The 26,773-nt window shown below is 61.6% G+C and carries 27 protein-coding genes; 9 read left to right on the forward strand and 18 right to left on the reverse strand.

Going from position 1 to position 26,773, the window contains the following annotated elements; translation table 11 throughout:
- Nucleotide 1: 1 nt before the first annotated feature.
- Together VGY55_04445 and VGY55_04450 are read right to left on the reverse strand one after the other, a co-directional pair.
- Nucleotides 2-973, reverse strand: coding sequence for a transglutaminase domain-containing protein (locus tag VGY55_04445; protein HEV2969217.1), 972 nt, complete (start codon nt 971-973; stop codon nt 2-4).
- 235 nt (nt 974-1,208) lie between these two features.
- On the reverse strand, nt 1,209-2,150 hold the full coding sequence (locus VGY55_04450) for a ThuA domain-containing protein (GenBank protein HEV2969218.1): 942 nt from the start codon (nt 2,148-2,150) through the stop codon (nt 1,209-1,211).
- 188 nt (nt 2,151-2,338) lie between these two features.
- Here VGY55_04450 and VGY55_04455 point away from each other — a divergent pair, with 188 nt between their 5' ends.
- The gene (locus VGY55_04455; GenBank protein ID HEV2969219.1) at nt 2,339-3,088 is read left to right on the forward strand and encodes a phosphatase PAP2 family protein; all 750 of its coding nucleotides are present in this window, start codon (nt 2,339-2,341) and stop codon (nt 3,086-3,088) included.
- A gap of 25 nt (nt 3,089-3,113) precedes the next feature.
- On the opposite strand, the gene VGY55_04460 is transcribed toward VGY55_04455, so the two are convergent.
- The 14 genes from VGY55_04460 to VGY55_04525 all read right to left on the reverse strand — a co-directional run bounded on the left by VGY55_04460 (nt 3,114) and on the right by VGY55_04525 (nt 16,128).
- Nucleotides 3,114-3,680 carry a hypothetical protein gene (locus VGY55_04460; GenBank protein ID HEV2969220.1) on the reverse strand — a complete coding sequence of 189 codons (567 nt, stop codon included), beginning with the start codon at nt 3,678-3,680 and terminating at the stop codon, nt 3,114-3,116.
- A gap of 132 nt (nt 3,681-3,812) precedes the next feature.
- Nucleotides 3,813-4,634, reverse strand: a complete 822-nt coding sequence (locus tag VGY55_04465; GenBank protein HEV2969221.1) for an OmpA family protein — start codon at nt 4,632-4,634, stop codon at nt 3,813-3,815.
- A gap of 133 nt (nt 4,635-4,767) precedes the next feature.
- On the reverse strand, nt 4,768-6,174 hold the full coding sequence (locus tag VGY55_04470) for a helix-turn-helix domain-containing protein (GenBank protein ID HEV2969222.1): 1,407 nt from the start codon (nt 6,172-6,174) through the stop codon (nt 4,768-4,770).
- A 152-nt stretch (nt 6,175-6,326) separates the two neighbouring features.
- Nucleotides 6,327-6,680, reverse strand: coding sequence for a hypothetical protein (locus VGY55_04475; GenBank protein ID HEV2969223.1), 354 nt, complete (start codon nt 6,678-6,680; stop codon nt 6,327-6,329).
- 281 nt (nt 6,681-6,961) lie between these two features.
- Entirely contained in the window at nt 6,962-7,954 is a 993-nt protein-coding gene (locus tag VGY55_04480; GenBank protein ID HEV2969224.1) for a PDZ domain-containing protein, read from the reverse strand.
- Nucleotides 7,955-8,192: 238 nt separating this feature from the next.
- Nucleotides 8,193-9,398: a DUF1080 domain-containing protein gene (locus VGY55_04485; GenBank protein HEV2969225.1), complete on the reverse strand. Its 1,206-nt coding sequence runs from the start codon at nt 9,396-9,398 to the stop codon at nt 8,193-8,195.
- A gap of 260 nt (nt 9,399-9,658) precedes the next feature.
- Nucleotides 9,659-10,027: a hypothetical protein gene (locus tag VGY55_04490; protein ID HEV2969226.1), complete on the reverse strand. Its 369-nt coding sequence runs from the start codon at nt 10,025-10,027 to the stop codon at nt 9,659-9,661.
- Nucleotides 10,028-10,163: 136 nt separating this feature from the next.
- The gene (locus VGY55_04495; protein ID HEV2969227.1) at nt 10,164-11,642 is read right to left on the reverse strand and encodes a hypothetical protein; all 1,479 of its coding nucleotides are present in this window, start codon (nt 11,640-11,642) and stop codon (nt 10,164-10,166) included.
- Nucleotides 11,643-12,046: 404 nt separating this feature from the next.
- Nucleotides 12,047-12,739: a tetratricopeptide repeat protein gene (locus VGY55_04500; protein HEV2969228.1), complete on the reverse strand. Its 693-nt coding sequence runs from the start codon at nt 12,737-12,739 to the stop codon at nt 12,047-12,049.
- A 325-nt stretch (nt 12,740-13,064) separates the two neighbouring features.
- Entirely contained in the window at nt 13,065-13,379 is a 315-nt protein-coding gene (locus tag VGY55_04505; GenBank protein ID HEV2969229.1) for a hypothetical protein, read from the reverse strand.
- A 457-nt stretch (nt 13,380-13,836) separates the two neighbouring features.
- Nucleotides 13,837-14,466: a hypothetical protein gene (locus VGY55_04510; GenBank protein ID HEV2969230.1), complete on the reverse strand. Its 630-nt coding sequence runs from the start codon at nt 14,464-14,466 to the stop codon at nt 13,837-13,839.
- Nucleotides 14,447-15,013: an RNA polymerase sigma factor gene (locus VGY55_04515; GenBank protein HEV2969231.1), complete on the reverse strand. Its 567-nt coding sequence runs from the start codon at nt 15,011-15,013 to the stop codon at nt 14,447-14,449. Before VGY55_04515 ends, VGY55_04510 begins: the two co-directional genes overlap by 20 nt.
- A gap of 170 nt (nt 15,014-15,183) precedes the next feature.
- Nucleotides 15,184-15,426, reverse strand: a complete 243-nt coding sequence (locus VGY55_04520) for a hypothetical protein (protein HEV2969232.1) — start codon at nt 15,424-15,426, stop codon at nt 15,184-15,186.
- A gap of 234 nt (nt 15,427-15,660) precedes the next feature.
- Nucleotides 15,661-16,128: a hypothetical protein gene (locus VGY55_04525; protein ID HEV2969233.1), complete on the reverse strand. Its 468-nt coding sequence runs from the start codon at nt 16,126-16,128 to the stop codon at nt 15,661-15,663.
- Nucleotides 16,129-16,537: 409 nt separating this feature from the next.
- Here VGY55_04525 and VGY55_04530 point away from each other — a divergent pair, with 409 nt between their 5' ends.
- From VGY55_04530 to VGY55_04550, 5 genes are all read left to right on the forward strand, one after another.
- Nucleotides 16,538-17,173, forward strand: a complete 636-nt coding sequence (locus tag VGY55_04530; protein ID HEV2969234.1) for a hypothetical protein — start codon at nt 16,538-16,540, stop codon at nt 17,171-17,173.
- Nucleotides 17,174-17,322: 149 nt separating this feature from the next.
- Nucleotides 17,323-18,966, forward strand: coding sequence for a DEAD/DEAH box helicase (locus VGY55_04535; GenBank protein ID HEV2969235.1), 1,644 nt, complete (start codon nt 17,323-17,325; stop codon nt 18,964-18,966).
- A gap of 90 nt (nt 18,967-19,056) precedes the next feature.
- Entirely contained in the window at nt 19,057-20,880 is a 1,824-nt protein-coding gene (mnmG, locus tag VGY55_04540; GenBank protein ID HEV2969236.1) for a tRNA uridine-5-carboxymethylaminomethyl(34) synthesis enzyme MnmG, read from the forward strand.
- Between the two features lie 451 nt (nt 20,881-21,331).
- The gene (locus tag VGY55_04545; GenBank protein ID HEV2969237.1) at nt 21,332-21,928 is read left to right on the forward strand and encodes a response regulator; all 597 of its coding nucleotides are present in this window, start codon (nt 21,332-21,334) and stop codon (nt 21,926-21,928) included.
- A gap of 57 nt (nt 21,929-21,985) precedes the next feature.
- Nucleotides 21,986-22,954, forward strand: a complete 969-nt coding sequence (locus VGY55_04550) for a HAMP domain-containing sensor histidine kinase (protein ID HEV2969238.1) — start codon at nt 21,986-21,988, stop codon at nt 22,952-22,954.
- Between the two features lie 4 nt (nt 22,955-22,958).
- Here the strand turns inward: VGY55_04550 and VGY55_04555 are convergent, their stop codons facing one another.
- Complete coding sequence (locus tag VGY55_04555; protein ID HEV2969239.1) at nt 22,959-23,381, reverse strand: hypothetical protein; 423 nt, start codon at nt 23,379-23,381, stop codon at nt 22,959-22,961.
- Nucleotides 23,382-23,608: 227 nt separating this feature from the next.
- Here VGY55_04555 and VGY55_04560 point away from each other — a divergent pair, with 227 nt between their 5' ends.
- Together VGY55_04560 and ispH are read left to right on the forward strand one after the other, a co-directional pair.
- On the forward strand, nt 23,609-24,415 hold the full coding sequence (locus VGY55_04560; GenBank protein ID HEV2969240.1) for a hypothetical protein: 807 nt from the start codon (nt 23,609-23,611) through the stop codon (nt 24,413-24,415).
- A gap of 95 nt (nt 24,416-24,510) precedes the next feature.
- Complete coding sequence (gene ispH, locus VGY55_04565; protein HEV2969241.1) at nt 24,511-25,443, forward strand: 4-hydroxy-3-methylbut-2-enyl diphosphate reductase; 933 nt, start codon at nt 24,511-24,513, stop codon at nt 25,441-25,443.
- A 128-nt stretch (nt 25,444-25,571) separates the two neighbouring features.
- Here the strand turns inward: ispH and VGY55_04570 are convergent, their stop codons facing one another.
- A complete protein-coding gene (locus tag VGY55_04570) occupies nt 25,572-26,057 on the reverse strand; it encodes a CBS domain-containing protein (protein ID HEV2969242.1) in 486 nt (161 codons plus the stop codon).
- 464 nt (nt 26,058-26,521) lie between these two features.
- On the opposite strand from VGY55_04570, the gene VGY55_04575 reads away from it, so the two are divergent.
- Nucleotides 26,522-26,773: glycosyltransferase (locus VGY55_04575; GenBank protein HEV2969243.1), on the forward strand; the 252-nt coding region annotated here is incomplete at its 3' end.

The following is a 26,773-nucleotide window of genomic DNA, read 5'->3' on the forward strand; positions in this document are numbered from 1 at the left end:
CTTACTTCACTTCTTCTTGCACGAACCGCACGCTCGGCCGACCACTTCCTTTGCTCATCGACCCCTTAAGGAATTCGTTCACGTAGCGCAGGCGGTCCTTGGGGCGATCGGGGTCGTGGAAGTTGTCTCCCTTTTGCAGAATCGGGCGCGTCTCGGTAATCCCGCCGAACTCTTTCGCGCCGGCCGATTGGCAGGGGAACCAATTGCCTTTGCCCTTATCGTCGACCAGATAAAACTCGGAATAGCAATGGCCGGGGACCCAGATCGTACGCGCCGGGATATTTTCGGCGCGGCACATCGCGATGAATAGCGAAGAGTATTCCTCGCAATCGCCGGTTCCGTCGTTCAAGCCCTTGAGCGCTCCCTTCAAGTCTCCCGCCTTGTACTGGATCTTGTCGCGAACGGCGTCGCAAATGGCCTCGACCTTGTCCCAGTTCTCCTTCCCATCAGTGACCTCCTTGGCCAGCTTGACGATCTTTGGATTGCGGCTCTCGATATAAGGGCTCGGGCCGAGATAGATGGCCGCATCTTTCTCTTTTTCCGGATGCTCGGCGACCTTGAAGATGCTCTTGTCTTCCGGCGGTAGGATCGTGCGGCGCGTGATCTCGAAGGTCACCAGCGCATGGGCCTCGTCTCCCGCGTTCAGATGGGGCACGGCCACGAGCATCTGTTTTGCCGTGCCGCCGGTCAACTGGCGATATTCGACCTTGCGAACGCTCGGCGAGACATCTTCCTTGAGGATCTGCACTTTCTGCTCGGGCCATTCGGTCGGGACCGGCACGGTGCCCACGATTCCGATGCACGGGCCCCCTTGGGCCGTGATGGTCATGCCGATCTTGATCTTCTCGACGACCGTCTTATCCAGCCGGATGCCGGGCGTTTTGACGTCCTCGAATTGCGCCCGGGCCTCGGATGCGCTGAAGATCAAGAGCCCAGTAAGACACGCGGTGAGTCGATTGTAAAACTCTGTCACGGAGTCGCTCCAAGAAAGGGGCAAAGCCTCCGTGCGATACGACGGTCGACAAACCGCCGCCAAAACCTGGTAAACCGACCAAACGGCCGCCCCTTTATTATACAACCCCAACGGGCAACGCCGTTAAGCATTTTCAGTAGGAACCCAGCGTAGGCCGCGAAGCGCGTCCAACGCTGAGCTGGAGGACGCAACGCCGTTGGCGTAGAGCAGACTGCAATCAGGTTGGGATGGAACCTTAATTCTTTCCGGCCTGCGCGGCAGCTTCCTGTTTGGCCCTAAATTGCTTTGCCTTCGCCGCGGCGTCGTCTTCGACTGCCTTGGCTTGCTGGGCCTTGCAGAGATCGGGATTGGGGGTCGCATCGCCCGGCTCGATATTGAGGATCCATCGGATCGCTCCGAGCAGCGACTGCTGATACTTCGGATTGGCCCAGACTTTTTCGTCGTGGCCGAGGCTGATATAGAATACCTTCCCCTGGCCGTAGTCCTTGCACCAGGCGATCGGGACGTGATACGGCTCGTGGTGCTCGGTCTTAGCCATGTTCATGCTCATCAGCACGTGGACCTTTTCCGGCTGCCAGTTCTTGAACTTGTAGATTTCATCTTTGATCGTGAACTCATCTCCCCACGGCTTCATGGCGGGGAACTTCGTGTCGTGAACGGTGATCGTCACCTTCGAGCCATTTCCCCACGGGTGGCCGTCGAAAGTGCCGCCGATCATGTCCCAGTAGGGCTTGTAATTGTGAAACGTGTCGGTCGCCGAATGGGTGCCGATGAATCCATGCCCCTTCTGCTTGAGCCAGTCGTTGAAGAAATAATCCTTGGCCTCCTGCGGGATCGGCAGATCACCGGTGGTGTAGAAAAACACGATGTCGTAGTTGGCCAGCTTTTCCTTGGTAAAATCCTTGGCCACATCCTGCGTGCAATCCACTTGGAACATGCCCGAGGAGATTCCCAATTCGGTGACCGTCCGCTCGGCGGTTGAAAGATCGGTTCCCTTGCGGGTGACCGAACTGTGCTTGAACCCGGCGCTTTGCGTTACCATCAAAATGCGAGCGACGTGGTCGGGCTTCGCGATCACGCTCTTTGCATCGTCTGCGACGGCTGCGCGCGAAACAAGAGAACCGATTAGCATCAGGCTGGCCGCAATCGAAGCGGACTTCAACCAACGACGATTCATGGGAATACTCCTGGAGAAACGCGGGAGGGAGGGCTGGCTGGATAAAGGCGGGAGAATCGACCTCTGTCATTTAACCATCGCCCGAAGCCGATTGCAACTGGCGAACGTTGGCGTTTCAGTCCCACGAGCGACTTGGTATGCTCTCCGGCGAAACCGCATAGTCCGCGGGATTTGCCTCCATAAACCGCATGAAGACCTTATCGGAACAAGCTGCGTTGGCAAGCTCGCGCCGCCGCTGGCTGCGCCTGCTTTGGCCGATCGGCATCGCCGCGCTCGGCTTTGCCGTGCTGCCGCTCGATCTGCCGATCGCGCGCTGGTTTCACGACGGCCGTTGCCCGCCGGAGATTCTCCGCTGGCTGGGATTCGCCGAGACGTATGCTTACGGGTTCGGAGTGGCCTGCATTCTGCTTACGGTTTTCGCGCTCGATCCTGGCAAGCGACTTCTGCTGCCACGTGCGGCCGCGACCGCATTTGGCGGCGGGCTACTTGCAAACGCACTCAAGCTGCTCGTCGTGGCCCGAACGCGGCCCGAGTATTTCGACTTCACGCGGACCATCGGCGAGACGTTCGGGCAATGGCTCCCGCTGGGAAGCGGCGGTAGCCATCAGCAGAGCTTTCCATCTTCCCACATGGCGACCGCCTTCGGCCTGACGGCGGCGCTGATTTGGCTCTATCCGCGCGGACGATGGATCTTCCCGTTTTTTGCGCTCTTGGCCGGCTGCCAGCGAATGTCGAGTTGGGCGCACTTCTCCAGCGATGTGGTCTGGGGCGCCGCCGCGGGCTGCGTCGCAGTGGTCCTTTTCCTTCCCGGCGGATTGTTGGCTTCCTGGTTCGACCGGCTGGAAGCGCTGCTGGCCTCCTATGGCGCGCCTCGCGCCGCTGCGGCGTCTTCTTCGGACGAACGCAACGAGGATTCCCAACGGTGCAGTGCTGCGTGACCCGCGCCGCCTGATTGGTGACAACTCACCGTGGAATCGGCGACTGCGGAAACTCAGCCAGATACTCGGGGCAGACGCCTTTGAGCCAGGCAAAGTAAGCGTCGATCTTCTTCGGCCTGACGGTGCTCGACGCGATCAGGCCGACGAACGGCGAAGTGAGCAGCATGACAAGCCCGGTCCAAAGCACGGCAGCTCGACTGGCGCCTACATCGTTTGCGCCTAGCACGAGGACGCCGATGCCGCCGACGAACAGCAGCCAGGCGATTGCAATGCTCCTGTTTCTCCGCGACCGATGCCGCGGACAGAGGCCGATCTCGACTCGGGCGGTCTGCCGAATCACCAGGGCGATAATCACATAGATCAATACACCAGCAAGGATGGTTAGATAGATCGCCGGATGGTGCCAAGACAGGTTCCGTTTGAGTCGATAACCTTCAGCCGGCTCGTTGCACTTGACGCAGCGATCGGGCAGCACGGCGCCTTTACGCAGGACCAAGAGCCCGCGGTCTTGCCACACCTCGTCGCCGGGCACAATTTGCGCCGTAAGCGGCGCTTGTGGAGCTTGATACGGATTGATTTCGGCGTTTGACATGGTTGATCCGAACACAACGCATGGTGGCGGCTCGTTCCGGTGGCTGCTGGCTTGCAGCACGCATTGCCGGACACGATTGCGACCATTGTAAATGCGCCGCACGGCGGTTGCAAACCACCAAGAGCCGATCGCTCAATAAAGGCTCGGGCTGGTTTCCGTCCAGCCGACGACCGGGACGTCGGGCGGGATGACGAAAATCTCGACGCGGCGGTTGCGGCGCCGGTCGGCGGCGGTGCTGTTCGGGGCGATCGGCTGCTGCCCGCCGTAACCGGCCACTCCCATCCGGGGCTCGGCGACGCCGGCCTTGTGCAGATACATGGCCACCGTAAGCGCTCGCGACGTGCTCAAGTTCCAGTTGTCGCCGTAGCGCTGCCGCGTTTCCTTGCCCGCGATCTTTTGATTGTCGGTATGGCCGACGATCATGATCCGCATGTCGCCGGCTTCTTTCGATTGCAGAACGCCCGCCAGATCGGAGAGGACTTGCTCCGCCTGTGGCTTCAAATCGGCGTTGCCGCTGTCGAACACGACGTCCGTATCGAGCTTCGCCATGCCCGTTTGCGGATCGAATTGCAGGCTGGGATGCCGTCGAGCCAGCCCGGCCAATTGATTGGAAACTCCGGCCGGGATGTGTACCGCGCCGTGCGCGAAGCCGGTGAACTGATCGCGGAGTTGATCGCGTTCGTGCTGGTAGTTGGCCAGCTTCTTGTTGTCGGAGCCGAGCTTTTGGTCGGAGAGCGCAAGCTGCTCTTCCGCCTGGATCAGCTTGTCTTCGATCTGGCGGTTATGCGATTTGAGATTGTCGAGTTCGGCCAATTGCGCATGGTTCTGCTCGGAGAGCGCGCGGTTCTGGGCCTGAACCGTGTTCAACTGGCTGGCCGGCACCATTTGGCACCCGCAGACCGCGGAGGCAGCCAGATAAAAGAGCAGCCAACTCAAGCTGCGCGTGGAAGACATCGTTCGACTCCTTTCGAACTGCTAAGTCATCGAGGTTGACCCGTAGGGATCGTGGCGTACGCTGCCAGCGTCCGTTCCGACGCTAGCAGCGTCGGCCACGTTCGCGACGAGCCGTCCGTGGCCCGCTCTCCCATCATTTGTCCATCCAACCGATCGTGCGCTCGATCGATGTAAATATCGAACTGTTGGCCCCGCTCAGGCCATTCCATTGCCACATGTTGCGGGTCAGATCGTACATCATCATCCCGGCCATCAAGAGCAACAGCGCGCAGCAAACCAACCCGGCCACATTCCAGCCGGAGTAGGGCGTCTCGGGCGCCTGTGTCGTCGCGACCAATGCCGGTCCGGTCGTCAGAATTCCGGTGGGCGAAATGCCCATCGCCCCTTCGGCTCCCGTGTCTTCTTCCAACATCGCCACCATGCCGGAGGTGGCCGGGGTAAACGCCCCGGAACTCAATTCCTCGTCGGCATCCAGCGCGATCACCTGCGAGCCGCTGTCCGATTCGTCGGCAGTCGTTTCTTGCACCGGAGTGAGCTGAAAATCCTCATCCGATTTCAGTTGGGTCGTGCCCTCCATGTCGGCGGATTCTTCGAGCGAGATCACGTCGGCTTCACCCAGCTCGAGTAGCTCCTTCGCCGAGCCGCCGAGCACCAGCGGCTCTTCCAGCGACAGCCCGCTGTCCTTGGGATCGACCAGATGGATGCCGCTGTCGGTTGCCCCGCGGGTAATGTCGCTATCCGGTTTGGCGCCGAGCACGTCTTCATCCAGCTCGAGGCTGCGGCTGAAATCCGACATACCCGCTTTCTTGCTGTCCGTGCCGCGTTTCTTGCTGGAGCTGCCCGTGCCGGACTCCGAGGTTTCCGCCAGGCGGATTTCGTCGTCGGCGAGTTTGAACGATCCCGACCCGCCGGTTTTCCCGGCCTTAGAGCCGCCGACCGCAGACCCGCCGGCCACGTCGCTTCCGAGCCCAATGGCCAAATCGCTACCCGAGCCGCCCGGCAGAACGCTCGCGCCCTTATCGCTTCCGCCCGGCTCGAGTTTGAGATCGTCGAGCACCCCGAGCTTGGAATCGGGCTTCGCGGCGGCGGCCTTCTTTTTGTCCGAGTCGCTGAGGATGAGCTTCACGTCGCTGCCGATCCCCGAAATGTCCGCCGCCAGCGACACGTCGCTGAGCGACGAATCCTTTTCCCGCGGCGCGAGCTTGATGTCGCCTTCGGTCACGGGACCATGCGGGCTCCCCTTGCCGATGATCGTGCTGGAAGTGCTATCCGCCGATTGGCCCAGCTCTTTTTCACTGAGCAGAACCGAGTCGACGGCCTCCGGCGCTTCCAGGCCAAGGTCGCCTCCTTTGGTCCAAGAATCGCCAGCGCCGGCGGCCAAATCTTGCTTCACCCGTTCGATATCTTCGGGTTTGAATTTCCAGGCGTCGCCGTCGCGATATGGGAAGAGCTGCTTGCGGTCGCGCATCTTGTTGATTTCTTCGATGCTGACGCCGAGCATTTTCGCGGCTTCTTCCTGATCGATGAGTTTCCGAGCCATCGCAGTTCCTCCGCCAGACCGTTGATCGTCCGGCTAACAGCTTTCCGGCAGACTCTCCTTGATGCCGCCGCAAGCCAATTGTTTATCTTCGCCGCGTCGTCCATGCGCGCCGTGTCGGCCGGCCCACGGTGAGGCGGCCAGCATGAGTAAAGTTAATGATTCTCGAGCATCGCACGAATCTCGCGTGGCAACGGGCTGACCGCGTTGAACTCCGACATCTGCAAATCCCACTGGAAATTGCGAACGCTCTTGAGCGCGACGACGCCGGTTGCCGGTTCGATTTGATATACGCAGATCACTCGCGACTTGGGATCGATGATGGTCAACAGTTGCCGGTTTTCGGCGGTCGCAAAGGTGTGGGTAATCAATTCGCCGGCGGAATTGGGCGAACCGCCGTATGCCCCTGCACCATATTGAGCCGCTGCCTCGTTGCGCTGGCCGATCGCCAACATCGCCAACAACATCAGACCCGCGCCGAGCAAGGCGCCCAGACCCGTGCTTCTCATAAGTCACCTTATGGGAGTTGGGGGAGCTAGGGCCTCTAGTCCATTCTAAAAGCCCGGATTTTGATTACAAGACGCGTGCGGCGGGAATTGCCGCGGGATGTGGACCGAAAAAAGCCCGGAAAAACCAGGCCTTTCTCGGGGCAGAGGGTTGCCGGGCGGGGAGTTTAGCGTCAACCGCGGGGGTTCGCAAGGCGAAAAAGAATCGCGAGAACGAGAACCCAGAAGTAGGGTGCGTCGAGCGGTCCTCCGCGCTGACGCACCCTACGGCTTTCCGGCGACATCTATTTCCACGCACCGAGTTCGATTTCCTTGGTCAGCATGTCGTCGCGGTTGTTCGCTTCGTCTCGGCGGCGCAGCTCGATCGTCACTTTGTCGCCCGGATTTCGAGAGCCGATCAGGGTTGTCAGCGTCTCGAAGTCGGGGACTTGTTGGTCTTGAAACCTCAGAACGATGTCTTGCTCTTGCAGGCCGGCCCGGTCGGCGGCGGAATTCGGCTGCACCATCGTGATCCGGCAACCCGCCGGGTCGGTCTGCCCCGAGACGCCGAGCATGGCGTTGCTGCGTCGGTCGATCTTGACGCCGGGATAAAGCTGAGCCAACCGGGCGGCACCGTCGACGGTGACTTTCGAGCCAAACAAGTCGATCTCCGCAAGCCGGTTCAAACCGTCGAGATGCTTCAAGTCGTCGTCGGTGATCCCCACGCCGTGGACTTGCAGCCATTCAAGGTCGGGAACTCGCTTCAAGAGCTTGAGGTCGGCCGTAGTGCCGCGCCATTCCGTGCCAATCACGATCTGAATCCCGTCGGCGTTGCCCGTTCGCGGATTGCCGAGCGTGACCGTCGCGCCCAAGCGCTTTAACTCGTCGAGCGTGCGATCCTGGCGGAGTTCCTGAAAATCGTTGAGGGCGTCGGCCGCCAGGTCGGCGGACGAGCCGGCCCTGGCCTCGGCGATCTTTGTAAGCGAATCGGCCGCCGCGTCTCCAGTCGCCACGTCTTCCGAGGCGAGCAGGGTCTGCAGCACTTGGACCGCTCGGCAGGACACTTCCAGGTCGTCTTGCAACGCGGCGGCGGTGACTGCGGCGACGACCGATTTCCCGGCCCGGGTCAACTGGATGGTCGCCTCCGCGCGCGTGCCGTAGTCGTCGCTGCTAAGCTGGCCGATCCATTGGCGAACGTTGTCGGCGGAGACGGTGCTCGGCTCGGCGGCGCGCGCCGCGGCCGCGAGCGGCCCCGTCAGGGCAATCGCCAGCAGCATTCGGAACGTGATTCGGTCCATCGGTTCCACCTTCTCGCGAGGTGAAGGATATCATGGGAACTGGTCCGGACGATTATAGCATTTATCCCGGCCGGTATCGCTAGCCGAGTTTCTTGGGCGGCGCGTTTATTGAAGCTTCAAATCTGAATTGACGGGTACCATGGCCACTGCCCTGAGTGGCCATGCGCCAACTCAAGTCCATGCCCACGCAAAGCCGTGGGCACGGCACCCGGCCTCGCCCACGCGCGCTGGATTTGTCTCACCGCGGCCGCATCTCCGCGGCGCGGATGAAGCGCAGCGAAACGTCGGTCGTTTTGTCGTGAGCTTGGATCGCCAGCGTGCCCGGCTCGACGCGCGAGCCGTTGCGCGGATTGGCGTCCGGCGGGCGCGGGTCGGTCCAATCGGTCACTGGATAGCCATCGACCCAGGCCGCCATGTGGAGCCCCGTCGCGATCAGCGTCAGGTGAAACCAGCGGAAGTCGTCGGGCACCACGCGGCGGGCGGCCTGCCGGCGGTAGATCGCCCCCGTGCCGAAATCGGCCGGCTTGGTGCGATCGCCGTCCTTGAAGCGATTCTCGATCTGGCATTCGTAGCCGTTCATCAACTGGCCCGGAATGCAGCGGAAAAAGATTCCTGAGTTCACGTTCTTCGCGTTGCAGATCACTTCCGTCTGGAGCGTGAAGTCGCCGAACTTCTCTTCGCTCTCGACCTGGCCCGAGCCGATCTTGACGTTCAAATCACCTTCCTTCGTAACGGTGGCGATCGTCGGCTTGCCGGGATAGAGCCGCCAGCCGGTCAGGTCGCGGCCGTTGAACAGGTCTTTCAACCCCAGCGGCTTGAGCTTGACATTGCGAAACTCGGCGTTGCCCGTGTTGTATTGCAGGCCGATGAACCCGCGGCCGAGCGGCTTGGGATCGGTGTAGTCGCACACCACGGCGCCGTCGAGCTTGAGCGTGAAGTGGTTCCCCTCGACGCGAATCTCATAAGTTTGCCAGTCGGTGCTGAACTTTTCGACCGTTCCCTTCTTTCGCCCGACAAGGCTGCCGGTCGGGAATTTACTGATGCTCGGGTCGGCGATGTTGGCCTCGTAGCAATCGACGGTGGGGCTCTTGGGCACGGCGGGGGTTCGCAGGAAGATTCCGCTGTTCGTCTCCTTAGGGGCGCGGAAATCGACCTTGAGCACGAAATCGCTGAACTCACTGTTCGTGTGCAACAGGCCCGGCTTGCCCGAGGTGACGGAGATCACCCCGTCGGCCACTTTCCAATCGGCCTTGCTCCCCGGCGACCAGCCGAACAGCGTCTCGCCGTCGAAAAGCTGAATCCAGCCGTCGGCGATTTCGTCTTTGCTTAGCGCATTTTGTTTGGCATCGCCAGACTCCGCCGCCGCGCCGACTAGCGGGAAAAGCCAAATGCTCAACACGCCACCGAGAACGGCAATCGACTTTCGCGCGAGACGATGATTCATGGCGAAGAAACTCTCAAAGTGAAAGAATAAGGATTTTGTTTATGAGGAGACCAGGAAAGCAGGAAGGGAAAGCGCGAGCAAGGCATTCTCAACTTTCCTGTGTTCCTGGTCTCCTCATAAAAACCAATTGATTGCGGCCGGCGGCCGCGCGACCTGGGCAAAGGGGACAGTCCCCGTTTTGCTCCGCGGACTGCGCAAAAAGGGGACAGTCCCCGGCGGTTCTCGGATAGGCTCTTAATGATAATCGCCGGGAGGGCCGTCTACGAGCGGATTTCGAGGCGGACTTCGCCGATCATTTCGGCGGGCGATCGCTCGCGGCGCGGGCGCTCGGGAGGCGTTGCGCCCGGCTCTTCAGGCGGCAGCTCGATTTCGAGAACGAGCACGTTGCGCGGCGCGAGCAGCCGCGTCACGTCGAACTCGGCACGCTTCGCTTCGCCGCTAATCTGGCCGAGTGGCGCATTATTGAGCGCGATCGTGCCGAATTGGTCGGCCCCTGCGACGACGACCCAAACTTTCTCCAGCGGCCCAAGATTCGTCGGCAGGCCGAACCGCCGCGTGTAGCGCAGTCGATCCGGTGCAATCGCCTCGCATTCCCACGGCCAGCGCAAGCGAATGATGTGTGTGTCCAAGCCAGTGTATTGTTCGCTTCGCGGTAGGGAGCGTCGAGCGCAGCGCTGACGCACCGAGGCAGAGCCAAAGGGCAAGCCGTTCGGCGGGTTCCGGTGCGTCCGCGCGGACTTGCCGCACCCTACAAACCCGGATTGCTCAATCCGGCAGGAACGTCTCGGCGACCGTGATCTCGCGAACCTGCCGCGAGGTCGGCTCGTAAACGCGAATCTTGACCTGCACCCCGCGCAGCGGGACCGGATAGGGAGGACACGTCATCCGTTCGTTCGGATTATCGACGCCGTATTTGCCGGAAACGCCCGACCCTCCATCATCGAATCCGTCGAACGCCTGGTTCGCCGACTGGCTCGACGATATCGCGCTGTTCCAATACTCGTATCCGAGTGACCAAGTGTCGAAGGTCGCATAGTTCTTCGTTGAATTCGACACGGTTAATCCGAAGGTGCTTCCAAATTTACTGTTCCCGTTTCCGTAGTCGGGACCAGCGAAATAAGTCGGGGGTGCCGACGCTGGGTTGGTGATTCGCACGCCCGAATTATAGTTCAAATCGACATAAGCGCCGTACTGTGGCGGGTTGAACTTTGTGCCGCCGGTCCAGCCCGGATCGCTAGGCACAAGCGGCGTATTCTGGTGAGCTGGGTCAAATCTCACTTCCGCTCCAGGATCCCAGACCTTTACATCGAAGCTCAAGACGTTCGTTAGCACAACATCCTCTCCGTACCTCTGGCTGCCGATCGGATTCGGTGCACCGTTAGGAAGATACGGCGGCTGAAAGGGCTTCAGGCCTGCTGGGTTGTTGATTAGATACGGCGCCGGTGACGGGACGTGCGCAAACCGGTTCTCGCGATAAGTCAAATCGGCCAATGAATTGGCAACGACTTGCCCACTTACCAAATGTGCGGAAACATCATTGTTTTCAAAATAGGTGGCGGGTGGCGGCGTAGTCCCTGTGTCAGTCAAGATCGTGGGGAGGACTAAGAACTGTCGCCGATAGAGAGTGTATGTTGGCGGATTCGTTGCGATTCCGGCCGCGTTAAGCGTCGGCTGGACATACCATATGACCTCGGCGACTTGAGATTCTATTGTCCTTGGGCTTCCGCCCGGTGTGAAGCGCCCCGTGAACGGCAAATCAGGACTGCGCGTGGTGAACATGAGATAATCTTGCGTATAGCCGATCATAGCACTCGGGGCGTTAAGCTTGACATCGTTGCTATCGCGATTCGTGGCAGCCGGTCCCTTGACGATCTCGAAAAATCCGCTCCCGGCCGAGGGCTGCTCCCATGGCAAGAACGAAACCGTCGCGCCGCGGAGGTCGCGGCGGAGCAGGTTTTGCGTCGAGCGGAGGCGGTCGTTGGTTTCGATCATCGCGCGGCCGGCGTTGATTTTGTCTCCCACGACGCCGAACAGCGTGACTGTCGCCCCCATTACCATGATGCTGATCGTGGTGGCGATCATCAATTCCATCAGCGACAACCCGCGCCGCGCGCGCAATGTAGAAGGCACACTCCGTGTGCCGCAGCGGACCTTCAAAGCGGTTTTTACACGTTGGGTGCCATGCCCACCGCCCTGGGTGGGCATGAGCCGCGTCGAGGCATGGCCACTCAGGGCAGTGGCCATGGCACCCATCGCTCGTGAGGTGGGAAAAACAGCGGGCGCGGGCGAATTCATGAGATGGTCCTGCAATGAAGAGAGACTCTGCCCCGAAACCGAGGCCGCCGATCATCGCATTTGGCCCGCGTCGACGATCGACTCCAACTCTATTCGACTCAACCGGCAAGCGAATGTCAAGGGAGAGAAGACAGAGAGACGCGGGAATTACTGGGGCGGCGTAGGGTGCGTCGAGCGGTCGTCCGCGCTGACGCACCGGACCCGGCCAGAATTGTCTGACCGGCGATGGGCCACGGTGCGTCCGCGCTTCGCTTGACGCACCCTACCGCGACTGCCGGGCAGGACTGGTCCGGCTCGGCAAGCCAGACCTACACGAATAATCGCCGAAACTCGGCGGGCCAGGATCGCCGCGTTTACCGCAGCGGCGCTTGCGGCGCGGTGACGAGCCGCGTACCGTCGGGGGCGGTCGGCATGGCGCCGGGGATAGCTGATTGGAGCGTCGCCACGCGGGCGGCGACGTCCGGCTGGAAGCGGTTGCTCGCCAATGAACGCTGATAGACGGCCAGCGCCTGCGTCGGGTCGCCCGATTCTTCCTTCAGCTTGCCGAGCGCGGCCAAGGCCCGCGGGTTGTCTGGGGCGATCGATAGAGCGTCTTGCAGATGGGCTTGGGCCGCCTGCTTGTCGCCGAACTCCTGGAATAGCCGGGCCAACTCGACCTTCGGCTCGGGGGACGACGGGCTGCGCTCGCCCCACCGCTGCAAGAGGCTGAAGGCGTCGTCGGGCCGATTCTCTTCGACCAGCAGCACCGCCAGCCCGCGGTAGCAATCGCGATGGTCGGGGTTCCGGTCGAGGCACAAATGGTAATAGGTCTCGGCCTGATCCAACTGGGCCTTTTGATTGGCCAGCTTGCCTTGGCGATGGTAAGTGGCGGCAAGGTTGTAGTAGCTGTCGGCGTCGTTCGGATCGGCCTCGATGGCTAACTGAAATTTCTGAGTGGCCGCGGCGTAGTTGCCCTGCTCGAAAAAGCCGACGCCGGCGATGTTGTCGGTGTGCGCCATCCAACCGCAGCCCGAGCTACAGACGGTCAGCAGACCGGCGAGAAGCATTGCTGCGGGCGACAACGCGCGGCGTGAGACTGATCGTGATGCGATCACGAGACCACCGATTCCTTGGCTGAGGCTTCGATCGAAGACAATCGGCGAATCCCCTCACCCCAGCCCTCTCCCACAGGGAAAGGGAGCGGTTTTGGCGACTCGCCAGCCGATGCGGCGACGGCCGAAATGGATTTTTGCAACAGACAATCTGCAACGCCTTGCCCGGTGCTTTGACATGCGGCGCGAGGCCGTGGTTGGGCAAGGTGAGAACGGACGCGAGAGAATAGACTCGCGCATCGGCCGATGCAAGATCAGATTTGCGATCGAATCGCGATCGCTAGCACGACAGTTCTTCGCCGACGATGATCGCTGCGAGCGGCTGGGTGTCGTCCATGTCGCCGGCGATTTCGTTCTTCGCGGCAAGCGATTCGCCGCCGGAGACTCTCTGATAGCCGAGGCCGCGGATCACTTCAAGGATTTCGCTGCACGTGGGAAACATCCGGCCACTGCTGCGCTTATATTGCTCGAGCGCTTGCATGAACTCGACTTCCTCGCCGGAATAGTCCCGTTCGCAAGTGGTCGGGTCGATTTGGCGGCGGCGGTTGACTTTCGCTCGGCGCTCGATTTGGCGATGCTCGACGACGACCGACATTTCTTTCTTGCGGCGTTCGTCGCGGTCGCGGCGGTCCTTCAGCTTGGCGCGTCGGTCGGTCGATTTCGAATCAGGTTTTGAGCTTTTGACCACGGCAGAAACCCTCGTACTCGTAGGACGATTCGTTTGCCCGGCCAAGGGCCAGGGCACGAAATGAATCATCGGAGCCGAGTCGTGGAAAACTCTAACTTCTAGAGAAAACAGGCGATTGTTCCGTTCTGGGCGATTGGTGCGGATTTTACTGTCTGGAGAATCATTCCGGCTCTGGCGACACTTCCACCAGAATAGTCGGAGTCACGCCCGAAACACGCGCTGCAAGAATGCGATGAACGGGAGCAAACAGCGAAAACGGAGAGCGGAGAACTCGAAACCTCCGTTCTCTCCGTTTGCTCCTGGTCAAATGTCTTTTTCGGATGCGGCGGGGAGGGCACGACGGTGGCAGCGTCGGGCCACGAAATCAGCCGATGACGGCGATTCGCGAGAGCGGGAGCGGCTCGGCCGATGATCGGATCGGTGCATCGCCGCCGGGAAGTGTCCGCCGCAGCGCGTGTAAGGCGGCCGACATCGAATCGGCGACCGGCTTTAGCCCGTCGGCCATCTGTTCGACCCATTCGATCCGGTGCCCGCGAAACTCCTCGGTCATCGCCGCCGCCTGGTTGTAATACTGGCCATACAGATAGTTGCCGTCTCGCACAACCGCAGACGGAGGCACCGCAACTGAACGATCCGTCGCTCGATCCTCGTGGTTCGGCACATTCAAACCGCGCCATAAGCCAATCGCGACGAGTGCCGCGGCCGCGATCGCGGGGACCGACCACATCCAGCTTCGCCAGAGCGGGCGTTGCGCGTCGGCCGATTCGGCCGCCACGCGCACGGCGTAATTCGCCGCCACGCGCACGGCGAAATCCGGCCCGGGGCCGGGCGACTCGACCGTCTCCACGCCATCGAGCAGCAATTCGTGTCCGGCAAGCAAATCGGCGCAGTCGGAACAGTCGCGGGCATGCTCGACCAATTCCAAATCGGCGTCCGGCGGACTTCGCTCATCCAGCAATTCGTTCAATCGCATTTCAAACCGGACGCAGTGCATGGCGCTCCTCCGCTAACATTCCGCGCTCGCGCAATCGTTCGATCAATTCGCGGCGGGCTCGGTGGACCCAGGTTTTTACGGTGCCGACGGGGCACTCCAAAGCGGCCCCGATCTCGGCGTAACTCATCTCTTGTTCGTGAAACAGGACAAACGCCTGGCGGTAATCCTCGCGTAGTGATCCCATCGCCAACTGCAATTCCTCGCGCAGCCGGCGGGCTGGCTCGCCGTCGGCCGTCGTGTCCGACGGCTCCTCGACAAAGGCAGTCGTTGCCGGCCGCTTGGTCCGCCGCGAGAGCAGCGTCCGGCAGCGGTTTGCGGCAATCGCCAACAGCCACGGAAGAAAAGTCCGTTGCCGATCCCAGTGCGACAAGCTCCGCAGCGCTCGGACGAACGTCTCTTGCGCCATATCTTCGGCATCCTGATGGTGCCGCAGCATCCGAAAACAAAGCCCGAAGACCGGGCGCTGATGCCGATCCACCAGTTCGAGGATGGCCGAGTGCTCTCCCGCCAGACAGCGATCAACCAGTTTGCAGAAATCGTCTGCCAAAAGGGCACCTCGCTGCGGCTGGAAAGCGGTCCATCACTACAGAATACCCCGGCAACTCGCGGCGAGTTTCAGCGTGCCGGGAGCAATGGCCGGGTTCGGGGCTGGACCTCATCTTACCCGTCGAGAGGGTGCGAAATCAAACTAGAACTCGCCGGGTGCGGAAGACCACGCTATTTCCAGACTTCGCGGCAAATATCGCGGAGTTCGCCCGGCGAGACTTCTTCCAGCCGTTGGCCCCGCTGGGTGAGCTGCTCGTTGATCTTAATGGCGGTCTCCTGCATCACGGCGTGGGTCTCCTCGGAGCCGCCGCAGAGCAGGAAATTATCCCCCTTGGTGATCCGTTTGTGGCCGTCTTTGGCGTCGAAGGCCAAACCCAACAGGGCCGCTTTGGCGATCCGATGATTGCGTTTCAAATGAATCTCCCCAGCACAAGTTGGCCTGCGATCCCAGAGTTATTATCGCATGGGCCCGCGTTGGAACTATAGGCATGCTGGAGAATTGCGGTCAAGCGCGAGGCAGGTAGGGTGTGTCGAGCGAAGCGCTGACGCACCGGAACCCGCTTCGATATCGCGGTGCGTCGGCGCAGACTTGACGCACTCTACTTGAATACTGGCGAATTCAGCCCCGAAATCTCGCCGACGGCGCCGTCACGTGCTGTTCGTCGGGTTCGGGGCGCTGCTCAACTGGGCAAGCACTTGAATCACGCCGTTCAGATGGGCCAGCCGCGGTCCGAAACGGTCGATGAACTCGTTCAGCACGAAATCGCCGTCGAGCAATTCCTCGGCGTTGGAATTGACCTCGTCCGTCAGCGATTCGAGAAACTCCGCCTGCACCTTGCTGAGCGCCTCCGCGGCCATCCGGCAACCCTTGGCCAACCGCGGGTTGGCTTGCTTCCATTGCCCGAGTTCCGTGTTTCGCTGGCGCTGCGCTGCGCTAAACTGCGAGATAAGTTCTTCGAGCAATTCGTTCTGTCGATCCTGAGCGGCGAGAAGATCGCGCAACAGCCTCGTCTGCTCGTCGGCGGCGCACATCGGCGTCAACGTCGGAGGAGAAGAAGAAGGCGCGATATCAACCTGCGTGTACAGCGGAGTGCTCGAACGAGCGTTATTCGTCATGGAGAATCCAATTCCTTTCCAGCCAATCACGGACACTTGCGGGATGAATCGCGACTTGGGCAGTTAGCTCAGTGTAGTTAAAGGTCTTTGAAATTGCCAGCTAGAAGAAAGTAGAAACATGACCTAGCACTTGTTCAACTCGGGAACCGCGCACCAGCTCACCGCGCCAGCGAGGGTTCGCCACTTACGCGGTCGCCGCCTCGCTCGCCCTTTGGGCCAGCGGTTGACGTGGTGGCCGCGCCCGCAAAGTCGCCGCATCTTTCCCTTGGCCCCTGGACTTCGCCGTCTGGGCCCTGCCCCCTCAAGTCCATTCCGACGCGGCCCGATTGTCAATTGAGGGCCAATTCGGGCGAGCGATTTTCGGGCGGGGCGGCAGCGTTGTCGATTGTGAAACACCGAGGATTTGTGGATGCCCGTCGATGACGCGAAGTCGCAGCCGGCGCTCGGCTTTTTGACCGTGCTCGAACATGCTCAGCATGGCTTGATGGGCGGATATCTGGTGCTGAACAGCGCGGGCCGGCCGCTGGAATTCCATTGCACGGCGCCGATCAAGCCCAATCGCGCCCAACAGATTCTTTATGGCCCGACGCTCGAACCGTATCTCTACGGTGAACAGATAGGGCAGGCATTGGTCGCCAAATCGCCTGCGCAGCCGCTGGTGATCTGCACCGATCTGCGCCCAGCGCTGGCCTTGCGACCGCTGGTCAGCGCGCCCGTGGCGTTAGTTTTGCCGGAAAACGACGGGGCGCGCGGCGAACCGTCCCCGGTCCCGCCGCTAGCAGCGGCGGCCACGATAGCAGCCGCGCCGGGCGATGACGACGGGCTGCGAACACCACGGTTGCGGATTGACTCGGCGCATAGCGGTTGGCCGCAATTGCAGATTTTCCAGATCGGCCGCAACCGGCTGGCCGTTCCGCCCGACCGCGATGCCGACCGCTCGACCATCTTGAAGCGGCTCGCGCCGTTCGAGGACCTGTTCGATCTGGCCGAACCCTTCTCCCGCATCCGCGAAGCGCTCGAAGAAGCGCAGCGCGGCGGGCGATGAATCGGCTTTCGATTTGAAACCTTGGGATCGCGATTTGAGAGCGCCCGCCGATGCAGATCTTCTCGATTGAACTGCCGAACGCCGAGGTCACGACGCAATCCCAAGCGCGAAGTGATTTCAATTCCGGACTGCAACCTGATTTAGCAACGATGGATCTCGCCGACAGCCGGCCGGAGGTGTTGTCGGTTCCGCTCAACCGATTGCAAATCAAGACGCACACGTTTACATTTCCGCACGCGTCGGTGAAGGCCGCGCTGGCGATTGAGAGCGGCCAGCCACCGAGCGGCGAAGCCGGTCGCCCGGGCCCTGGCCTCGGGCCTCTAGCCTCCGGCCCCTCTCGCACTCGGTTCAAGCCTCCCGGCGACATCGTGAAGTTGAAGGACCGGCTGCACTATGTCTTGCAGCCGTCGCTCGAGACGCTGCTGACGGATTCGGCGCTGCATTTCCCGTTCGTGCCGTTTACTTATCAGTTCGAGGGAGTCGCCTTTCTCTTTCCGCGCGTGGCGGCGGTGCTGGCGGACGAAATGGGGTTGGGCAAAACGATGCAAGCGATCACGGCAATCCGCCTGCTAATCCATTCAGGCGAGATGCGGAGCGTACTGTTAGTCTGCCCGAAACCGTTGGTGACCAACTGGCAGCGCGAGTTTACCCTGTGGGCGCCCGAACTCCCGTTGGCCGTGATCGAAGGGGAGCAGGAAAAGCGCCGCTGGCAATGGCAATTGCCCGACGCGCCGATCAAGATCGCGAATTACGAGGCCCTGAACCGCGACCGGCGGATGGTGGTCGATTCGGGCTTGCATTTCGATTTGGTCGTGCTCGACGAATCACAGCGAATCAAGAACCGCAACAGCACGACGAGCCAAGTGGTGCGCTCGATCTCGCGGACGCGAAGCTGGGCGCTCACCGGCACTCCGGTCGAGAACAGTCCCGACGATCTGGTCGGCATCTTCGAGTTCGTCGCGCCGGGGCATCTATCGCCCGACATGAAACCGCGGAGCATGGGGCGTGCAGCCGGCGAATACGTGCTGCGTCGGACGAAAGACAAGGTGCTCACCGACCTGCCGCCGAAGCTGTTTCGCGATGCCGAATTGGAACTCACGCCCGAACAGCGTCAGACCTACGAACTTGCCGAAGACGAGGGAGTGCTGCGGCTCACCGAGATGGGAGACGAGGCCACGATCCATCATGTGTTCGAGTTGGTGCTGCGGCTCAAGCAAATCTGCAATTTCGATCCGGCCACCGGCGAAAGCGCCAAGCTGGAGCGCTTGGCGGCCGATCTGGAAGAGGTCGCGGCCAGCGGCCAGAAGGCGATCGTCTTCAGCCAATGGGTGCAATCGCTGCAAGCGCTCGGCCGCCGGCTGCGGCGCTTCGGCACACTCGAGTATCACGGGCAAATCCCGTCGCGCAAGCGCGACGCCGTGATTGAGCAATTCCGCGACGATCCACGGCGGCACGTGCTCTTGATCAGCTATGGGGCCGGCGGGGTCGGGCTCAACTTGCAGTTCGCGGGCTATGTGTTTCTCTTCGACCGCTGGTGGAACCCGGCCGTCGAGGACCAGGCGATCAATCGGGCCCATCGGATCGGCGCGGCGGGGCCGGTCACCGTCTGCCGCTTTCTCACGCTCGACACGATCGAGCAGCGGATCAACCAGATTCTCGAAGAGAAGCGCGAAATCTTCGACACGATCTTTTCCGACACGGCGCCCCACCTCCACTCCGGTCTCACGCAGCAAGAGGTTTTCAGTCTCTTCAAACTCCGCTGCCCGCACGGGCCAATCGATCTGGCGGCGTGAAAAACCATCGAGCTGGGCCACCCGAATTGTTTGGTCGCATCACTCCGCCGGTCTTTTGCACTGGGCCTAATCCGCCGTATGATGGGCGTCATGCCCTCGGCCCTTTACGAATACGACGTCCTCGTCATCGGCGCAGGACACGCCGGCACTGAGGTTGCGCTCGCCGCCACCCGGCTCGGTGCTCGCACGGCGCTTCTAACAACCAATTGCGACACCGTCGCTCAGATGAGCTGCAATCCGGCGATCGGCGGCGTGGCGAAGGGGCAGATCGTTCGCGAGATCGACGCGCTGGGCGGCGCCATGGGCCGCGCGATCGACGCCACCGGCATCCAATTCCGCCTGCTCAATCGCCGCAAAGGTCCCGCGATGCACAGTCCGCGGGCCCAGGCCGACAAGAAGCTCTATCAGCTCGAAGTCAAACGGATCGTCGAGGAGCAGCCGAATCTTGTGCTGCGGCAGGAGACGGTGGAAGACCTGCTCACCGAAGAAATCAGCGGGCGGCCGCGCGTCGTTGGGGTTCGCGTCCGCGGCGATGCCGAATATCGCGCTCGCGCCGTGGTTCTGACTACCGGCACGTTTCTGCAAGCCATCATGCACACCGGCGAGACGAAGACTCCCGGCGGCCGCGCCGGCGAAGGAACGACCGCCGGCATCAGCGGGGCGCTGGGCCGGCTTGGCTTCGAGCTGCGACGATTCAAGACCGGCACGCCGGCCCGGCTCAACGGCCGCACGATCGACTTTTCGCAGACTGAATTGCAGCCTGGCGACGACGAGCCGCAGCCGTTTTCGTTTCTCACCGAATCGCTTCCCGCGCCCCAGGTCCCCTGCTGGATCACATACACGAACGACGCGGTGCACGATCTGATCCGCGCCAATCTGCACCGCGCCCCGATGTACTCGGGGCAAATCCAATCGCGCGGGCCGCGCTATTGCCCCTCGATCGAAGACAAAGTCGTGCGGTTCGCCGATAAGGATCGGCACCAGCTTTTTCTCGAGCCGGAAGGGCGCCACACGCGCGAGGTCTATGTCAACGGAATCTCGACAAGCCTGCCGCGCGACGTGCAGGACGCCATGTTCCGTCTGATTCCCGGCCTGCAGAGAGCCGAGATCATGCGCTACGGCTACGCGGTGGAATACGACTACGCTCCGCCCGAGCAGTTGTGGCCCAGTTTGGAAACGAAGCGCGTCGCGGGGCTTTACTTCGCCGGGCAGATCAATGGCACGACCGGCTATGAAGAGGCGGGCGCGCAAGGCTTGATGGCGGGGATCAACGCGGCGCTGGCCGTGCGCGGCATTGACCCGATGGTGCTGGGCCGCGAGCAGGCGTATATCGGCGTGCTGATCGACGACCTGGTGACGCGCGGCGTCGATGAGCCCTATCGCATGTTCACCAGCCGGGCCGAATTTCGACTTTCGCTGCGGCAAGACAACGCCGATCGACGGCTTACGCCGCTCGGCCGGCAGATCGGGCTGGTGGACGCCGCGCGCTGGCAGCGACTGGCCGCCAAAGAAGCAGAGATCGTCACGGCGCTTGCCGTACTAGAATTGACCCGTGCCGGAGAATCCAACTTGCTGCGGCTCTTGCGGCGGCCGGAAACGACCTGGCCTGACGTGGTCGCCCAAGCGCCGGAGCTGGCGGCGATTTCACGCGAAGCGGCGCTGCAAATCGAATATGACGTGAAATACGCCGGCTACGTAGCTCGCCAGGAGATCGACGTCGCGCGGCAAAAGCGGTTGGCGGACAAACGGATTCCGTCCGAGTTCAACTTCGCGGGTATCGCACAGCTTCGCACCGAGGCGCGCGAGAAATTAACTCGCATTCGACCGGTGAGCCTTGCCCAGGCCGCGCGAATCAGCGGCATTACACCAGCCGATATCGCGCTCTTGCTGGTGCATCTCGAAGGCAATCGCTGATTCAGCTACTCCAAACCTGCGAATTTCGGGAAAATCGCTATTTTCTCAGGGGCCGGTTTTGGGTAAAGAACTATTCTGGGTTGAATTGGAGGGCGGTCGATGGCTGCCGAGCACGTTGCGGTGAAAACTCTGAGAAACCGCTTGATTTGCGTAAGATGTTAGTTGTTTGGTGGTTGCGTCGATTAAGTCGATATTGACTCAATATAGAAGATGGCTATAATTTGGTGCCGATGGCAAATTCGGTAATTCAGGCGAGAATTGTCGAATTGCCCAGTTTTTTCGGGATCAGATGCGAGAGTTTCTTCATCACCCCCTCCGTCGGGTTGGTGAAGGATCATGTCTAGCGTGACACGGAGGACTAGGAACCTTCGGGCTTGTCCGTGGATCGGCAGCTTCGAGGGTCCCGCTTAGACTAGCTGCACCATCGGCTAGGGAGAGGGGTGGTTCGCAGATGAAGACTGTGTTTACGACGGGTGAAGCGGCCAAGATTTGCAAGGTTAGCCAGCAAACCATTATCCGCTGTTTTGACTCGGGGCAATTGAAGGGGTTCCGCGTGCCGGGGAGCCGCTTCCGCCGCATCCCCCGCGATCAGCTCTTTTCGTTCATGCGGGACAACGGCATCCCGACCGACGCCTTGGAGAGCGGCAAGCGAAAGATTCTGGTCGTCGACGACGACGAGGAACTCGTCGAATTGATCGTCGATGTCCTCGAGCGCGACGGCCGATTCGAACTGCGCGCGGTGAACAACGGGTTCGACGCCGGGATGATGGTCAAGGAATATCGGCCCGACCTGATCGTGCTCGACGTAATGCTGCCCGATATCAACGGCAAGGAAGTCTGCCAGCGGGTGCGCAGCGACTCGACGATGGACGACGTGCGGATCATCTGCATCTCGGGGATGATCGAGGCCGACAAGGTCGATGATCTCAAGGTGGCCGGGGCGAACGATTTCCTCCAAAAGCCGTTCGAGGTCGAGCAATTGGTCGACCGAATTTGTCATCTGCTCGATGTCGAGACGGTGACGGCCGGCTCCGCGAGAGCGGTTTGATCGCGAACGTTTGAAATATGCACCAAGCCCACGGGGTGTCGCCCGTGGGCTTTTTTGATGAATTGGACTGTAGCTGGATTCGCAAGAATTCAGCCCTACCATCGGAATTCTTGCGAGTTCCGCTATGTGCCCGTGGACGAGCGCGAGCTAATCGAGCAACTTGCGGCGGCCGCGCGCGAGGCGGCCGAGCTACTTTCGGCCTTCGGCGATGCCGAACCGGCTGCGCGGCGGCTCTCGGGCGTGTTGGCCGAACTCGCGCCTGAATTGCCCGCGCTCGGCGAGCGATTGGCGCGACTGGATGAACTCGAGACGGATTTTCAAGCGGCGGTTGAGACTGCCAAGCTCGACGCGCTCAAGGAATTCGCCTACGGCGCGAGCCACGAGATCAACAATCCACTGGCCAACATCTCGGCCCGAGCACAGACGCTGTTGCAAGACGAGCGCGATCCGGAGCGCCGCCGCCGCCTGGCGGCCATCAACAGCCAGGCTTTTCGCGCCCATGAGATGATCGCCGACGTGATGCTCTTCGCGCGGCCTCCGCGGATGGAGCGCCGCGAGGTCGATCTCTCGGCGTTCGTGGCGATCGTGATCGATGAAATGTCGGAAGACGCCGCCGTCCAGCACACCCAGCTCATGCGTAAGGGGAGTTCGGATGCGCTCGTGGCCGGCGTCGATCCCGTGCATCTGCGCATCGCGCTCAAGGCGCTCGTGACCAATTCGCTCGAAGCGCTCGCCGAGGGCGGACGGATCGAGATCGAGGTCCGCCGCGGCGCGGGGCGCGCCGTCAAACCGGCTGCCGCGAGCGGCGAGGTCGCCGAAATCCTCCTTTCCGACACCGGTCCCGGCATCCCGCCGGAGGTCCGGCCGCACATTTTCGATCCCTTCTTCTCCGGCCGCGAAGCAGGGCGCGGCCTGGGAATGGGATTGCCCAAATGCTGGCGCATCGTGAATCAGCACGGCGGCCGCATCGACGCCGAAAGCGCCGACGGGCGCGGAGCAATCTTCAAAATCACGTTGCCGATTTGAGACGCTAATTCACGACCGCGGCCACCACTTTCTTGTGGTGCTTGTGGGGCACGATGGCCACTTTGTCGGCAGTGTCGCTCGTCGCTTCGATCACGACGTGCTCACCCTTGTGGATCGCGGCAAGCGTGACTGGTTTCATGCCGGCGGCGGTCGCCGCTTCGTACACCGTGCTCGGCCCGACCTGGAATGTCGTCGTGACTACCTCGGGTGGCACAACCGTCGCACCATTGACCACGCGCTTGTGTGCCTCAATCGTGATTGTGCCGTTGCCATCCGCAGAGACCGTCACCGACACCACCCGGCCATGCGCCTTGTGCTCCTTGTTCTTTCCATTTCCGGCTTCCGCCGCTGCCGGCGCCGGCACCCAGCAAACCGCGGCCAGCATTGCACTGGCAATGATCGCCAAACCCAATCTCGTTGCCAACATGTTCCACTCCTCACTCGGCTTTCGCCCCGGAATAACCCATCGCACACTCGAATCTGTTCACGCTTCCACGACTTCTTCGTAGCGGCCGACGCCAACCGCGGCTAGAATCGCAATCGTTCATCGCGCGGCATGTGGCCGACGCTGCCAGCGTCGGGGCCGGCGGCCCGCAAGAATTAAACACGCGGAAGTCGGGAAAGTTTCGGCCGTAGGCCGATGAGAGGGATTACATGGCCAGCGATCCCGACCCCAACTCGGCCGCGGAGCCGGCTGGTTCTCACCCGCCCTCGGCGAGCCGCTCGCGCCGCTGCGATCTGGGAATCGTTGTGACCAATTCACTGGAGTCGGGGTGCTTCGAGGACCGGCTGGCCTGCGTTATCACGTTGCGCGGCGATGGATTCGTCCTGCGTCAGGGAGCGCTTCATGGCCGCAATGTGGCCGTGATGATCTCCGGAGCGAAATCCCAACAAACGGTTTTTGCGGTGGAGGCCCTCGTTCACGGACATTCGCCGCGGTTGGTCGTCGCCGCCGGATTTGCCAGCGGCCTGACCGACCGGCTCGAGCGCGGCGATCTGATCGTGGCCGACAGTATTCTCGGGGTCACGCGAGAGCTGCTGCCGCTCGACCGGACCCTGGATCGGAATCTGCTGTCCGCCACGCCGCGTCTGCACGTCGGCCGGCTGCTGACGTTCGAGCAACCTGTCCGCCGGCCCGCCGAGAAACGATTGCTCGGCCAGGAGCATGGTGCGCTGGCGGCGGACGGGCAATCACTCACCGTGGCGAGAGTATGCCGCGGTGAAAACGTCCCATTTTCCGCGGTTCGAGTCATAGTAGACGCAGTCGATGACGAACTGCCGCCGGAAATCCAGCGGCTCACTAGCCGCAAAACGGCCGCGCAGCGGATCGGGGCCGTCGCCGGCTCGCTCGTGCGCCGCCCGTCCGCGATCAAGGCCCTCTGGAATGCCTACGAGTCGTCGCTCGCCGCTTCCGAGACGCTGGCCAAATTCCTCGAATCGCTCGCGGCGAGTATGATGTAGGGCGGAGGTCGGAGATCGGAGCAGAGTAATCGCTCGTCAGCCGGTTCGCTTGCGAACCGATCCGCGCGAGCAAGGATGAATTCGGAGAACTGCGCATGAGAATCCTTCTCGCCGGCCCGCGCGGGTTTTGCGCCGGCGTCAACATGGCGATCGACACGCTCGATCTGTCGATCCAGATTTTCGGCACGCCGATTTACGTCTATCACGAAATCGTCCATAATCGGCACGTCGTCGAGCGGTTTTGCTCGCAAGGCGCCATATTCGTCGATCACTTGGCCGACGTGCCCGAAGGCTCGCGGCTGCTGTTCTCGGCTCACGGCGTGTCGCCCGAGGTGCGGCGATTGGCGGCCGAGCGGCGGCTGAAGACGATCGACGCCACTTGCCCGCTCGTGACCAAGGTGCATCTCGAGGCGGTCCGCTTTGCCAGGCAGGGGTATACGATTCTCCTCGTCGGCCATCGCGGGCATGACGAAGTGGTCGGCACGATGGGCGAGGCCCCAGAGGCGTTCGTGCTGGTCGAATCTCCCGAGCAAGTCGATCGTCTCGATTTTCCGACCGGCACGAAGCTGGCATATCTCACGCAGACGACGCTCTCGGTGGACGACGCCAACCGGATCATTGGCCGCTTGAAGGAGCGGTTCCCGGAGATCGTCGGCCCGCCGAAGGAAGACATCTGCTACGCGACGCAGAATCGCCAGGAAGCAGTTCGGCAATTGGCCCGCGAGGCCGACATCGCGCTGGTGCTCGGGAGCCAGAACAGCTCGAACAGCCAACGCTTAGCCGAGCTGGCAATGGAAACGGGCGTTCGCGCCCATCTCATCGACGGCCCCGCCGATCTGGACCTGACGTGGTTCCGCGGCGACGAGACCGTGCTAATTACTGCCGGGGCCAGCGCGCCGGAATCGGTAGTCGAAAAATGCGTGGCTTTGTTACGCGACAAGTTCTCGGCCACCGTCGAGCCGCGCTCGATCCGGGAAGAAGAAGTTTACTTCCCGCTGCCGAAGGAACTGCGGACGGTCGGGCGATAGCGGGCTTCGATTTTGGATTTGCGATTTTGGATTGCGGAGGTGAACTCCAACCCCGGACCATCCCGCCGTTTACAATTCCGCCTGCGGACGCTGAATCCAAAATCCAAAATCGGCAATCCAAAATCCGATCACCGCGGCTTGGCGAAAACTGCCGAGTCGGTCAGCGGCGTATCGACTTCGCCGTGGATGTAGGTCTTGAGGTAATGGTTTTCCATCGTCAGGTGGTCGTGCTGGGCCTTGACGATGTCGCCGATCGAAACGATGCCGATCAAACGGCCGTCGGCGACGACTGGCAGATGGCGAATGCGGCGATTGGTCATCGTGCCCATCGTCTCTTCGACGGAGTCGGCGGGCGTGCCCATCGCGACGTCTTTAGTCGTCATTGCCTCGCTTACGCGGACTTGATCGAGCGGCGCGCGCTTGGCGGCGCAGGCCTTGAGAATGTCGCGCTCGGTGATGATGCCGAGCATCGACGACGAGGAATCCGCCGCCGTGACGACGAGCGAGCCGCAGTTGTGACGCACTAGCGTCTGCACGACGTCGTCGAGCGTCGCCTCGGGACGAATCGTGTGAACGGCGGAACCTTTTTGGCGGAGAATGTCTTGCAGTAACATGGCCGAGCCCTTGAAAAGATAGTTGGCTTGAGAGATGAAACCGGCCGGCGCCTCGTTCAGAATCCAGACTATTCAGCATATCGCTCGGCCGGGGGCCTTGTCAAAAAAAATCCTCGGATGTTTAAGCGACGGGAGGGCTTCCGAGCGGGGACGGACATTCGCAAATCCTGACTTTTCCAGATGGCCGGTTTGCCTCGATTACCGGCTCTGCGAAGGCTGCGCAAAATTCAGCGCCGGCCGGTCCAGGGTTGTCCGCCGCGTGGCCATGTGACACGAATTGCTATTGGTTTCGCCGCGCCAGCACTGGTATCCTTCGGCAATCCGAGATAATGACCTCCCTCGGCTCGCAGCGCCGGCATGCGGAGCACGACCTCCACTGTCCAATATGCGCCATCCCGCCGCGAGCGGCGGGGCTAACGGAGCCGCCTTCCGACCTCGACTTCCAACCCCGACCTCCGACTCCCGTGCTCACCGTCCTCATCCCTGCCAAGAACGAGCGGCTGAATATCCGCCCCTGCATCGAGTCGGCTAGGTCGATCGCCGACGAGATTCTCGTGGCCGATTCCGGCTCGACCGACGGCACTTTGGAGATCGCGCGGCAACTGGGCTGCCGGACCGTCGAGCGCGAATTGGTCGATTTCTCCGATTTCAAGAACTGGGCCATCCCGCAAGCGAAGTATCCGTGGGTGCTGGTACTTGATGCCGACGAACGCGTG

The organism is Pirellulales bacterium (genome assembly GCA_035939775.1).
Lineage (GTDB): Bacteria > Planctomycetota > Planctomycetia > Pirellulales > DATAWG01 > DASZFO01.

Coding starts and splice junctions, on each gene's coding strand:
- VGY55_04450 (HEV2969218.1), bottom strand. CDS start 2,150: ATGAATCGTCGTTGGTTGAAGTCCGCTTCGATTGCGGCCAGCCTGATG.
- VGY55_04455 (HEV2969219.1), top strand. CDS start 2,339: ATGAAGACCTTATCGGAACAAGCTGCGTTGGCAAGCTCGCGCCGCCGC.
- VGY55_04460 (HEV2969220.1), bottom strand. CDS start 3,680: ATGTCAAACGCCGAAATCAATCCGTATCAAGCTCCACAAGCGCCGCTT.
- VGY55_04465 (HEV2969221.1), bottom strand. CDS start 4,634: ATGTCTTCCACGCGCAGCTTGAGTTGGCTGCTCTTTTATCTGGCTGCC.
- VGY55_04470 (HEV2969222.1), bottom strand. CDS start 6,174: ATGGCTCGGAAACTCATCGATCAGGAAGAAGCCGCGAAAATGCTCGGC.
- VGY55_04475 (HEV2969223.1), bottom strand. CDS start 6,680: ATGAGAAGCACGGGTCTGGGCGCCTTGCTCGGCGCGGGTCTGATGTTG.
- VGY55_04480 (HEV2969224.1), bottom strand. CDS start 7,954: ATGGACCGAATCACGTTCCGAATGCTGCTGGCGATTGCCCTGACGGGG.
- VGY55_04485 (HEV2969225.1), bottom strand. CDS start 9,398: ATGAATCATCGTCTCGCGCGAAAGTCGATTGCCGTTCTCGGTGGCGTG.
- VGY55_04495 (HEV2969227.1), bottom strand. CDS start 11,642: ATGGCCACTGCCCTGAGTGGCCATGCCTCGACGCGGCTCATGCCCACC.
- VGY55_04500 (HEV2969228.1), bottom strand. CDS start 12,739: ATGCTTCTCGCCGGTCTGCTGACCGTCTGTAGCTCGGGCTGCGGTTGG.
- VGY55_04505 (HEV2969229.1), bottom strand. CDS start 13,379: ATGTCGGTCGTCGTCGAGCATCGCCAAATCGAGCGCCGAGCGAAAGTC.
- VGY55_04510 (HEV2969230.1), bottom strand. CDS start 14,466: ATGCACTGCGTCCGGTTTGAAATGCGATTGAACGAATTGCTGGATGAG.
- VGY55_04525 (HEV2969233.1), bottom strand. CDS start 16,128: ATGACGAATAACGCTCGTTCGAGCACTCCGCTGTACACGCAGGTTGAT.
- VGY55_04530 (HEV2969234.1), top strand. CDS start 16,538: ATGCCCGTCGATGACGCGAAGTCGCAGCCGGCGCTCGGCTTTTTGACC.
- VGY55_04535 (HEV2969235.1), top strand. CDS start 17,323: ATGGATCTCGCCGACAGCCGGCCGGAGGTGTTGTCGGTTCCGCTCAAC.
- mnmG (HEV2969236.1), top strand. CDS start 19,057: ATGCCCTCGGCCCTTTACGAATACGACGTCCTCGTCATCGGCGCAGGA.
- VGY55_04545 (HEV2969237.1), top strand. CDS start 21,332: ATGAAGACTGTGTTTACGACGGGTGAAGCGGCCAAGATTTGCAAGGTT.
- VGY55_04550 (HEV2969238.1), top strand. CDS start 21,986: ATGAATTGGACTGTAGCTGGATTCGCAAGAATTCAGCCCTACCATCGG.
- VGY55_04555 (HEV2969239.1), bottom strand. CDS start 23,381: ATGTTGGCAACGAGATTGGGTTTGGCGATCATTGCCAGTGCAATGCTG.
- VGY55_04560 (HEV2969240.1), top strand. CDS start 23,609: ATGGCCAGCGATCCCGACCCCAACTCGGCCGCGGAGCCGGCTGGTTCT.
- ispH (HEV2969241.1), top strand. CDS start 24,511: ATGAGAATCCTTCTCGCCGGCCCGCGCGGGTTTTGCGCCGGCGTCAAC.
- VGY55_04570 (HEV2969242.1), bottom strand. CDS start 26,057: ATGTTACTGCAAGACATTCTCCGCCAAAAAGGTTCCGCCGTTCACACG.